Genomic DNA, 10,914 nt, shown 5'->3' on the forward strand with positions numbered 1-10,914 from the left:
GAGGACCGCCGTGCGCCTATTGCTGGTGGAAGACGAGATTGAACTGGCGCGCTGGGTGGCGCGCGCCCTGGAGCAGGGCGGCTTCGTCATCGAGCACGTGGCCGACGGCCTGCAGGCCGAAGCGCGGCTGATGGCCGAGGAATACGACGTGGTGGTGCTGGACCTGCGCCTGCCCGGCAAGGACGGCCTGGCCGTGCTCAAGTCCATGCGCGGGCGCGACGACCGCACCCCGGTGCTGATCCTGACCGCGCAGGACACGCTCGACGAGCGCGTGCGCGGCCTCAACCTCGGCGCGGACGATTACCTGCCCAAGCCCTTTGCCATTGCCGAGCTGGAAGCGCGCATCCTGGCGCTGATCCGGCGCAGCCGCGGCCGCGCCCATCCGCGCCTGCAGTGCGGCACGCTGGTGTTCGACGGCGAAACGCGCAGCTTTACGCTCGAAGGTGCGCCGCTCGCGCTGACCCCGCGTGAATCGACCCTGCTGGGTGCGCTGCTGGCCAAGAGCGGCCAGCCGCTGACCAAGGCGCAACTGCTCGACAAGGTGTTCTCGCTCGATGCCGACGTCAGCCCCGATGCCATCGAAGTGCTGGTCTACCGGCTGCGCAAGAAGCTCTCGGGCCATGGCGTGACCATCGTCACGCTGCGCGGCTTCGGCTACCTGCTGGAACCGGAAGGACAGCCCTGATGCTGCGCCGCCTGCCCCGGCACTGGCTGCGGCGCTGGCTGCAGGGCAGCCTGCGCCGCCAGTTGCTGCTGCTGCTGGTGCCCGCGCTGGCGGCCATGATGGCGCTCGACACGTGGCTGACCTACGGCACGCTGCGCGACGCCGCCAACGCCGCCTACGACCGCTCGCTGTACGGCTCGGTGCGCGCCATCGACAATGCCATCGGCATGGCCGGCGAAAGCGTGCAGATCGCGCTGCCGGACGCCGCCATGGAGATGTTCGAGACCGCGGCGCAGACCCATGTCTTCTACCGCGTTTCGCTGGAGCGCAACGGCAAGATCGAAACCGTCACCGGCTACGACGACCTGCCGCTGCCCAAGGGAGAGATCGCCAGCAACCAGCCGCGCTTCTACGACGCCGACTATCGCGGCGACCCGGTGCGCATCGCCGTGCTGGCGCACCCGGTGTATCGCCCCAACGCGCACATGCGCGTGATCGTGCAGGTGGCCGAAACCGCCGAGCCGCGCTTTGCGCTGATCGCCACCGTGTGGCGCGGCGCGCTGGCGCGCGATGTGCTGCTGATCCTGATCAGCGCGGGGATCCTGGTGGGCGGCATCACCTACGTGCTGCGCCCGCTCGCGCGCGTGCGCGACGATGTGCAGGCGCGCTCCGCCGACGACCTCACGCCGCTGGCCTTCGACCATGTGCCGATGGAAGTCCGCCCGCTGGTCGATGCGGTCAACCTGCACGTTTCGCGCTCCGCCACCATGACGCAGGCCCAGGCGCAATTCATCGCCGACGCCGCGCACCAGCTGCGCACGCCGCTGGCCATTCTCAAGACGCAAGCCGAATTCGCCCAGCGGCAGCTCTGCGCCGGCACCGACCCGGCGCGCGCGCGCGATGCCGCAGAGGAAGCGGTCGGCGGCATCGTCACGCAGCTGGAGCAGGCCGCGCGCCTGACCAACCAGCTGCTGGCGCTGGCGCGGGTACGGCAACACCCGGGCAGCGACGCGCCAGGCGACGCCGAACCGCTGGAGCTGATCGACGCCGTGGCCGTGGCCGAGCAGGTGGCGCTGGACTACCTGCCGCTGGCGCGCGGCAAGCAGCAGGATTTTGGCTGGGAGCGGCCGCAGGGGCTGGCGCTGCCGGTACGCGCGGATGCGGCGCTATTGCGCGAGGCCTTTGCCAACCTTGTCCACAACGCGATCCAGTATTCGCCGCGCGGCAGCCGCATCACGCTTTCCGCCGCGCGCGTCGCGGATAGCGCCTGCCTGGTGGTGGAGGACGATGGGCCGGGCATTCCTGCCGAGGAACGCGAGAAGGTTTTTGCGCGGTTCTACCGGCGGGTCGGGAATGTGGAGCCGGGCTCGGGCCTGGGCCTGGCCATTTCCCGCGAGATGGCCGCGCGCTTCGGGGGCACCGTGGAACTGGGGGTGGCGGTACAGGGCAAGGGGGTTCGGGCGGTCCTGGCGCTGCCGAGCGGGGAATGAAAGGGCACGCTGGAAAGGCCAAAAGATCCAAAAGCGTCAAATGTCCATACATCCGACCCCACGTAAACCCCACCCCATTCCCTGGCAAATTGACAGCCTTTTGACAGTTTCTACCCCCTAGAATCGCGCCATGGCCGCCGTACTGGCCAGACCAAGTCAGAAAGCCAAAGAACAAGTCCGGCATGCAAGCGCTGCCAGGGACAGGAGACAACGCCTAGCCGGCCGGTCGACGCACTCAGCGCCGGACGCATCGCACGACTCTCCCGCCCCCGACAGCCAGCCTCGGTGCCAGCCGGACACCTCCGGGTCGGTCCTCGCCAGCATCGTCGGCAACCGTTCACCGGCAATCCTCTGAAAAAGAACAGGAGACCGTTATGCGTCGTTCGATTCATCGCTTTGCCCATGTTGTCATGGCTTCGGCCGCGATCACCGCCACCGTGGCTGCCGCGCCCGCATTCGCGCTCGACAGCGTGAAGTTCATGATCGGCGCCAACCCGGGCGGCGGCTTCGACCAGACCGGCCGCTCGCTGGGCGCGGCGCTGGTTTCCGCCGGCGTGGCCAAGACGGCCTCCTACGACAACAAGGGCGGCGCGGGCGGCACCATCGGCCTGACGCAGTTCGTCAATACCGACAAGGGCAACCCCAACGCGATGATCGTCACCGGCGCGGTGATGGTCGGCGCGATCGAGACCAACCATCCGCCGGTCACGCTGAAGAACGCCACCCCGATCGCTCGCCTGTTCGCCGACACCATGGTGATCACCGTGCCGGCGAATTCGCCGCTGAAGTCCATGAAGGACCTGACCGCGCAGCTCAAGGCCAACCCGGGCAGCGTGAGCTGGGGCGGTGGCTCCAAGGGTTCGATCGACCACATCCTGGCGGGCCTGGTAGCCAAGGAAAGCGGCGTGGACCCGAAGAAGATCAACTACGTGCCCTTCCAGGGCGGTGGTGAAGCGTCGGCCTCGATCCTGGGCGGCCACGTGACCGTCGGCCTTGCTGGCGTGTCCGAGTTCCTGCCCTTCATCAAGAGCGGCAAGATGCGCGCGCTGGCCGTGACCTCCAAGGAGCGCACCGCCGATATCCCGACGCTCAAGGAGCAGGGCATCAACGTGGAGATCTACAACTGGCGCGGCGTGTACGGCGCGCCGGGCATCACCGCCGAGCAACGCAAGGCGCTGATCGATGCGGTGGTCAAGGCGACCGAAACCCCGCTGTGGAAGGAAACGCTTGCCAAGAATGACTGGACCCCGTTCCTGCTGACCGGCGACGAGTTCGGCAAGTTCGTGGACAGCGAGTCAGCCCGCCTGGGCGGTTCGCTGCGCGAGCTGGGCGTGGCGAAGTAAGCAACACCGCCACCACGTTTCACGGCTTGATCGTTTCAGCGTTTTACCTGTCGGCCCTGCCTGCGGCGCACCGTAACGCTCAGTGCGCATGCGGCAGGCGGGGGTCCGGTGTCCACCTGCGATACCCAAAAACCAAACTACAAATCGCCGGGCCCCCGCCTTAAGCGGGGACGACAAACCGCGGGACGCCAAGGGCCGGACAGCACGGCCGCAGGCACCGCTTGAAGGAGCCACTTCCAATCATGAAACCCTCACACCTGGCGATCGGCATAGCCGTATTGCTGCTCTCCGTCTTCTACTTCGTGGGCCTGTCGGGCATCTCCGGCGACGAAGGCTATGCCGGCCTGTCGCCGCGCTTCATGCCCACGCTGGTTGCCATCGGCCTGGCCGTATGCGGCGCGGCGCTGACCTGGCAAGGCATTCGCGGCGGCTTTCGCAACATGCCGGAAGAAGACGCCGAACTGCCCAACGCTCCGCACAATTTCCGCGGCTTCCTGTGGGTGGCTGCCGGCCTGGTAGCCAATATGGCGCTGATCGGCACGCTGGGCTTCGTGCTGGCGTCGACCTTGCTGATGATCTGCGTGGCACGCGGCTACGGCAGCAAGCGCTTCCTGCGCGATGGCCTGATTGGCCTGTGCATTACGTTGCCAATGTGGGCATTGTTTGAATTCCTGCTCGGCATCAATTTGCCGTTGCTGCCCGTCGCCGGGTTCTGAACGGAGCTGATCCATGGATACTCTTAACCTGCTGATGCATGGCTTTGCCATCGCGATCACGCCGATGAACCTGATGTGGGCCCTGGTGGGCTGCTTCCTGGGCACCGCCATCGGCGTGCTGCCGGGCATCGGCCCCGCGCTCACGGTAGCGATGCTGCTGCCGCTGACCGCCAAGGTGGAACCCACCGCTGCGCTGATCATGTTCGCCGGCATCTACTACGGCGCCATGTACGGCGGCTCCACCACGTCCATCCTGATGAACACGCCGGGCGAGTCGTCGACCATGGTCACGGCCATGGAAGGCAACCTGATGGCCAAGAGCGGCCGCGCCGGCCCGGCGCTGGCCACCGCGGCCATCGGCTCGTTCGCCGCCGGCACCATCGCCACCGTGCTGCTGTCGATGTTCGCGCCGGTCGCGGCCGACGTGGCGCTGCAGTTCGGTCCCGGCGAATACTTCATGATCATGCTGCTGGCCTTCACCACGGTGTCGGCGGTGCTGGGCTCGTCCTTGCTGCGCGGCATGACCAGCCTGTTCCTGGGCCTGGGCATCGGCCTGATCGGCATGGACTCGCTGTCGGGCCAGACGCGCTACTCGATGAACGTGCAGGAGCTGTACGACGGCATCGACATCGTGGTGGTCGCCGTCGGCCTGTTCGCGGTGGGCGAGGCGCTGTTCAACGCCTTCTTCCCGCAGCCCGCGGGCGGCTTCAACAAGCTCAGCTCGGTCATGATGACCAAGTCGGACTGGAAGCGCTCGGTGCCGGCATGGATCCGCGGCACCATCATCGGCTTCCCCTTTGGCCTGATCCCGGCCGGCGGCGCGGAGATCCCGACCTTCCTGTCGTACGCTACCGAGAAAAAGCTGTCCAAGCACAAGGATGAGTTCGGCACGGTGGGCGCGATCGAAGGCGTGGCGGGCCCCGAGGCCGCCAACAACGCAGCGGTGACCGCCACGCTGGCCCCGCTGCTGACGCTGGGCATCCCCACCTCGAACACCACCGCGATCCTGCTGGCGGCGTTCCAGAACTACAACCTGCAGCCGGGCCCGATGTTGTTCCAGACCTCGGGCGACCTGGTGTGGGGCCTGCTGGCTTCGCTGTACATCGGCAACGTGATGCTGCTGGTGCTGAACCTGCCGGCCATCGGCCTGTGGGTGCGCATGCTGCGCATCCCCACGCCGCTGCTGTACGGCGGCATCCTGATCTTCGCGGGCCTGGGCGCCTACGGCATCCGCCAGTCGTGGTTCGACCTGCTGCTGCTGTTCATCATCGGCGTGCTGGGCATGGCCATGCGCCGCTTCGACTTCCCCACCGCGCCGGTGATCGTGGGCATGATCCTCGGCCCCATCGCGGAGAAGCAGCTGCGCAATGCGCTGTCGATCAGCCAGGGCGACTGGTCGATCTTCGTGACCCAGCCGATCTCGGCCACCATCCTGGCCATGACGGTGGCGGTGGTGCTGATCCCGCGCATCCTGGGCTGGCTGGCCCGGCGCTCGGCGCGCGGCAAAGTGGCTGACGCCACAACCTGATTAGCGCAAAATGCGGGCAAGGCCCGGCACTCCAGGGTGCCGGGCCTTTTCATTTGTGGCGTCATGGCATCGGCGCCTTTGTCTCTACATTGCGCTCCATCACAAGAACATCGCGCCGGCGCCCGCGCGCCAGGCCGCTGCGACATGCCCTCTCTCCTTCACCGCTGGCGTCCGGTCCTCTCGACGCTGCTGCTCGGCCTGGCCGCCGCGCTGCTTTGCACGCTGCTGCACACACCGCTGCCGTGGATGATCGGCCCGCTGCTGGCGGTCGCCATCGCGCGCATGCGCGGCGCCGACCTGCGCGCGCCCACGCAGGCGCGCAATGCCGGGCAGTGGGCCATCGGCACCTCGCTCGGGCTTTACTTCACGTCCGACGTGGTGGCGCGGCTGATCGAGTTCCTGCCGTATATCGTCGCGGGCTCGCTGTTTGCGCTGCTGCTTGGCTGCGGCGGCGCCTGGCTGCTGCGCAAGACCACCGGCGTGGCGTTCAAGACGGCGTACTTCTCAACAGCCATCGGCGGCGCGTCGGAGATGGCCAACCTGGCCGAGCGCAACGGCGCGCGCATCGACCAGGTGGCTGCCGCGCATTCGCTGCGCGTGCTGGTGGTGGTGGTAGCCGTGCCCGCGCTGTTCCAGTACGGCGGCATCCACGGGCTTGACCCTTACGTGCCCGGGCCACGCACGGTGGACTACCTGTGGCTGCCCGTGCTGATCGCGATCACGGTCAGCGTGGCGCTGGTGCTCAAGCACTTCAACCTGCCCAATCCCTTCGTGATCGGCACGCTGCTGGCGGCCGCCGTGCTGACCGCGTCGGGCTTCGAGCTGTCCGCCATTCCCACGTGGATGAGCCGCGCCGGGCAGTTGATGATCGGCGTGTCGCTGGGCGCGCGTTTCTCGCGCGACTTCCTCCATACCGCGCCGCGCTTTCTCGGCGGCGTGGCGGTGTACACGCTGGTGGCGCTGGTGCTCTCCGCGCTGTTCGGCTGGGGCCTGTCGGCGCTGTCCGGCGTGCATCCCGCAACAGCCATCCTCGGCACCACGCCAGGCGGCATTGCCGAGATGTGCATCACGGCCAAGGTGCTGGAGCTTGGCGTGCCGCTGGTCACGGCCTTCCACGTGATCCGGATGGCCTTCGTGGTGCTGTGCACCGGCCCCCTGTATCATTGGCTCAAACATCGTGCCGCGCCGCAGGAGACGGAATAGCAACCTGGCCCGGCCTCATCCCAGACAAACGGGCGTGCCATGCCAGAGCCAACGCTAGAACCAAAGCCGGAATCCGGCTTCACGCTTGCCGATATCGACCGCACCTTGCAGCGCGTACTGGCGCCATGGGTGCGCCAGCTCGGGCTGCGGGCCGAGCACGTTGATGCACAGGGCGTAACGCTGCGCCTGCCTTTTGACGAATCATTTCGCCACGCGGGTGGCGTGGTGTGCGGCCAGGTGCTGATGTCCGCCGCCGATACCGCCATGATCGTGGCCGTCGCCAGTGCACTCGGCGCCTTCAGGCCGATGACCACCGTCACGCTCACCACCAACTTCATGCGCCCGGTGATCGAGGGCGATGTGCTGGTGCGCGCCAATGTGCTGCGCCTGGGCAAGACCGTGGTGTTCGGCGAGATCGAGCTGACCGGCACCGATGGCAAGCTGGCCGTGCAGGCCACCACCACCTACGCGCTGCTGTGAGCGGCGCATCACCAAATTGCACGCTACCCTCCCAAGCCATCTCCATGCATGAGCCCCGCAGCCTGATGCCTGCCCCCATCCAGCCCGCCACCGCAGCCTCGCCCTTCGACCAGGTGGTGTTTGCCGGCGGCGGCAACCGCTGCTGGTGGCAGGCAGGCTGGTGGGATACGGTGGCGCCCGAGCTGGGGCTGCGCCCGCGCGTGATCGCGGGCATTTCGGCCGGGGCCGCCACGGCGTGCATGATCTACACGCACGACTCCCGCCAGGTGATGGAGTACTACGGCGAGGTGCTCGCCGGCAACCGGCGCAATGCGTACTGGGGCAACCTGCTGAGCAAGCGGCGGGTGTTTCCGCATTACGGCATCTACCGAACCGCCTTGTTGAACATCTTCGGCGAGGGCCGCCTGGCAAACCTGCAGACGGCGCCGGAGATCCGCATCGGCGTGGCCCACATCCCGCGCTGGAGCGGCCCGCGCCTGGCGGTGATGGCCGGGCTGGTCGCCTACAACATCGAGAAGCACTGGCTCAAGACCTTGCACCCGCGCCTGGGCCGCAAGCTCGGCTTTCATCCCGAGTTCGTTCGCGCGCAGGACTGCGGCTCGCCCGAGCAACTGGCGGACCTGCTGCTGCAATCGTCCTCGACCCCGCCCTTCACGCCGGTGCTGCGGCGCGATGGCCGGCCCGTGCTGGATGGCGGCATGGTCGACAATGTGCCGGTCGACGCGCTCGACCCCACGCCCGGCAACGTGCTGGTGCTGGTGACGCGGCTCTATCCGCGCCCGCGCCGCTTTGTACTGCAACACGGCGCGCAGCGCCGGCTCTACCTGCAACCTTCGCAACGGGTTCCGATCTCGAGCTGGGACTATACCCAGCCCGGCGCGATGATCGGTGCCTACGAACTCGGCCGGCGCGACGGGGAAACCTTTTTGCGTGATTGGCCGTCTGTCATGAAGACGGAGCTTGGCACCGCCGGATAGCGCTCCAGCGCGCCGGCCGTGCTCGCGGCTCCGTCATCACGATGTGCAATGCGGCCTTCGCGCCGCTACAGGAGGCATTGATGACAAAACGCCAGGCAAGATCCACGACCGAGCGTCAGAGCGCCCGCAGGGCTAGCACCGAGCAAGCGGTCGAGCATGTCCCCCGTCGCGGCAAGCGCAAGCCCGGCGCCCAGCGCGAAGCGGATTTCGTGGTGATCGGTGCCGGCTCGGGCGGCGTGGCGGCAGCGCGGCGCGCGGCCACGCTAGGCGCGCGCGTGGTGCTGGTGGAGCGCGACGCGATCGGCGGCACCTGCGTCAACCGCGGCTGCGTTCCCAAGAAAATGCTCTCGTATGGCGCCAGCCTCGCGGCCGTCCTGTCAGGCTGCCTGTCGCATACCGGCGGCAAGGAGGACTGGAGCGATGCCATCGTACGCGTCAATGCCGAGATGGCGCGGCTGCACGTGGCCTACACGCACCGGCTGCAGCAAGCCGGCGTGGAACTGCTGCGCGGCGACGCCACGGTGAGCGCCGCCGACCAGGTACAGGTCGGCGCCGAGACCATCCGCGCCAAACGCATCCTGATTGCCACCGGCGCGCGGCCGCGCGCGTTGCCCGTACCCGGCTTTGATCTTGCCTGCACTTCCGACGACATCTTCACCTGGCAAAGCCTGCCGGCCTCGCTGGTGGTGATCGGCGGCGGCTACGTGGCGGTGGAGCAAGCCTCGATCCTGTCGCGCTACGGCGTCAAGGTGGAGATGCTGGTGCGCGAGGCGCGCCTGTTGGCGCGCTTCGACCACGAGGTGTCCGACGCGCTGGCCGAGGCGCTCGCCGCCAAGGGCGTGCGCCTGCATTTCAATACCGAGGTGACGCTGCTGAACCAGGCCAACGGGGCCATCGATGTGTGCTACCGGCAGCATGGCAATCACGCGAATGGCGCGAATCGTGGCAATGGCAACGACCGCATCCAGACCGTGCGCGCGCAGGCGGCGCTGGCCGCCATCGGGCGCGATCCGCATTGGGGCGGGCTGGGCCTGGAAACGCTGGGCATCGCAAGCACGGAGAAGGGCGGCATCCAGGTGGACCGCTCGTTTCGCACCAAGGTGCGTTCGATCCATGCCATTGGTGATGTCATCGACGGCCAGCACCTCACGCCGGTCGCCGGGGCGCAGGGCCGCTGGCTGGCCGACCGCCTGTTCGGCCGCCGCGGCGACCGCGCGGATTTCGAGCTGGTGCCAACGGCGGTGTTCTGCGAGCCGGCCATCGGCAGCGTGGGACTGACGGAGCACGCGGCCATCGAGGAAGCCGGCAAGCCGGAGCGCATCCACACCGTGGTACGCCGCTTCGTCTCGTTGGAGAATCGCTTCGCCGGCAGCGAGCAGGCCTCGATGGTGAAGCTGGTGGTGAATGCGCGCAGCGGCCGCGTGCTGGGCGCGCACATGATGGACAACGCCGCCCCCGAGATCGTGCAGGCATTTGCCGTGGCGGTGCGGCTCGGGGTGAAGCTGGCGCACCTGCAGACCACGGTGCAGTTGCATCCGACCGTGGCCGAGGAGCTGTTCGGCTAAGCGCGCCGCTGGATTCAGGCCGGCTCGGCCATCGCCGCCGGCTTGGCGCCTTCGCACGGATCGGGCCGCTTGTGCACGGGCACCAGCACCACGCGATCATAGGCACCGATTTCGTGGCCGCTGGCCTGCTCCAGGTAACCCACGCTGTAGATTTCGCCCGGCGGGGCGGCGAGCCAGCGCGGCGCGCCCACGTCGCGCCGCACATGGCCGTTGCCGGCGATCAGCACGGCGCCGCGTTCGGCGTACGTGCGCATCGCCGCGGCCATCACCGCATCGCGCGCGGCCTGCGCGTCCAGCATGCCGGGCAGCATGGCCTTGGGGAAATTGCCGCAGTGACCACGGTCGAGCACCGCGGTCTGCTCGGTCACCACGTCCGCGGGCAAGGGCGCGGCGAGGCCGAGGCGCTTACGCTCTGCCGCATCGAACACGCCATCCAGCCCGCCGCGCACGATCTTGCTCGCATCCGCGCGTGACAGGTTGGCCGCCACCAGCGGCAGGTCGTAGCGCAAGGCCAGCGCCACCACCGGCGTGTAAAGCTCCCATTGCCAGTTCTTGCCACCCGCCTGCGCCACGACATACGCCGCATCGCCGGGCCGCTCACGGCGGGCGCGATCGATATCGGCCTGGCGTTCGCGGTCGAACTGCTCCATCGCGATGGCCGGGCGCCAACCGGCTTCCAGTGCGTCGGACAACGCCAGCAGGCGTCGCTTTTGCCCATCGGCGTTGTCGTGGACCTCGCCCAGCAACACGTAGGTCTTGCCGGTGAACTGATGCGCGACATCGCCGGCCACGGCGGCCGGCGGCGTGCCCGCGCAGCCGGCGAGCGCGGCGAACATGGCGGCCGCGAGCGCCAGTCCGGCGGCGCGGGCAGGAACAAAGCTGGCTAGGCGGGCAAAGCTGTGACGAATCTGCATGGCTGAGTAATCCTGGTTGCGATGGCTCGCTCGT

The 10,914-nt window shown here is 68.1% G+C and carries 10 protein-coding genes; 9 read left to right on the forward strand and 1 reads right to left on the reverse strand.

Going from position 1 to position 10,914, the window contains the following annotated elements; genetic code table 11:
- Nucleotides 1-10 precede the first annotated feature (10 nt).
- The 9 genes from ACYP5B_RS05670 to ACYP5B_RS05710 all read left to right on the forward strand — a co-directional run bounded on the left by ACYP5B_RS05670 (nucleotide 11) and on the right by ACYP5B_RS05710 (nucleotide 9,966).
- Nucleotides 11-685: a response regulator gene (locus tag ACYP5B_RS05670; protein ID WP_043352486.1), complete on the forward strand. Its 675-nt coding sequence runs from the start codon at nucleotides 11-13 to the stop codon at nucleotides 683-685.
- Nucleotides 685-2,154, forward strand: coding sequence for a sensor histidine kinase (locus tag ACYP5B_RS05675; protein ID WP_459568912.1), 1,470 nt, complete (start codon nucleotides 685-687; stop codon nucleotides 2,152-2,154). The genes ACYP5B_RS05670 and ACYP5B_RS05675 overlap by 1 nt, the downstream gene beginning before the upstream one ends.
- 374 nt (nucleotides 2,155-2,528) lie before the next feature.
- A complete protein-coding gene (locus ACYP5B_RS05680; protein ID WP_459568913.1) occupies nucleotides 2,529-3,497 on the forward strand; it encodes a tripartite tricarboxylate transporter substrate binding protein in 969 nt (322 codons plus the stop codon).
- Between the two features lie 242 nt (nucleotides 3,498-3,739).
- Nucleotides 3,740-4,213: a tripartite tricarboxylate transporter TctB family protein gene (locus ACYP5B_RS05685; protein WP_318234270.1), complete on the forward strand. Its 474-nt coding sequence runs from the start codon at nucleotides 3,740-3,742 to the stop codon at nucleotides 4,211-4,213.
- Nucleotides 4,214-4,226: 13 nt separating this feature from the next.
- The gene (locus ACYP5B_RS05690; RefSeq protein WP_267604865.1) at nucleotides 4,227-5,741 is read left to right on the forward strand and encodes a tripartite tricarboxylate transporter permease; all 1,515 of its coding nucleotides are present in this window, start codon (nucleotides 4,227-4,229) and stop codon (nucleotides 5,739-5,741) included.
- 144 nt (nucleotides 5,742-5,885) lie between these two features.
- Nucleotides 5,886-6,944, forward strand: coding sequence for an AbrB family transcriptional regulator (locus tag ACYP5B_RS05695; RefSeq protein ID WP_400098217.1), 1,059 nt, complete (start codon nucleotides 5,886-5,888; stop codon nucleotides 6,942-6,944).
- Nucleotides 6,945-6,983: 39 nt separating this feature from the next.
- Entirely contained in the window at nucleotides 6,984-7,424 is a 441-nt protein-coding gene (locus tag ACYP5B_RS05700; protein WP_318234273.1) for a PaaI family thioesterase, read from the forward strand.
- Between the two features lie 44 nt (nucleotides 7,425-7,468).
- The gene (locus tag ACYP5B_RS05705; protein WP_459568914.1) at nucleotides 7,469-8,401 is read left to right on the forward strand and encodes a patatin-like phospholipase family protein; all 933 of its coding nucleotides are present in this window, start codon (nucleotides 7,469-7,471) and stop codon (nucleotides 8,399-8,401) included.
- Between the two features lie 80 nt (nucleotides 8,402-8,481).
- Nucleotides 8,482-9,966 carry a dihydrolipoyl dehydrogenase family protein gene (locus ACYP5B_RS05710; RefSeq protein WP_459568915.1) on the forward strand — a complete coding sequence of 495 codons (1,485 nt, stop codon included), beginning with the start codon at nucleotides 8,482-8,484 and terminating at the stop codon, nucleotides 9,964-9,966.
- Nucleotides 9,967-9,980: 14 nt separating this feature from the next.
- On the opposite strand, the gene ACYP5B_RS05715 is transcribed toward ACYP5B_RS05710, so the two are convergent.
- The gene (locus tag ACYP5B_RS05715; protein WP_400098212.1) at nucleotides 9,981-10,880 is read right to left on the reverse strand and encodes a ChaN family lipoprotein; all 900 of its coding nucleotides are present in this window, start codon (nucleotides 10,878-10,880) and stop codon (nucleotides 9,981-9,983) included.
- Nucleotides 10,881-10,914: the final 34 nt, after the last annotated feature.

The organism is Cupriavidus sp. 8B (genome assembly GCF_054589115.1).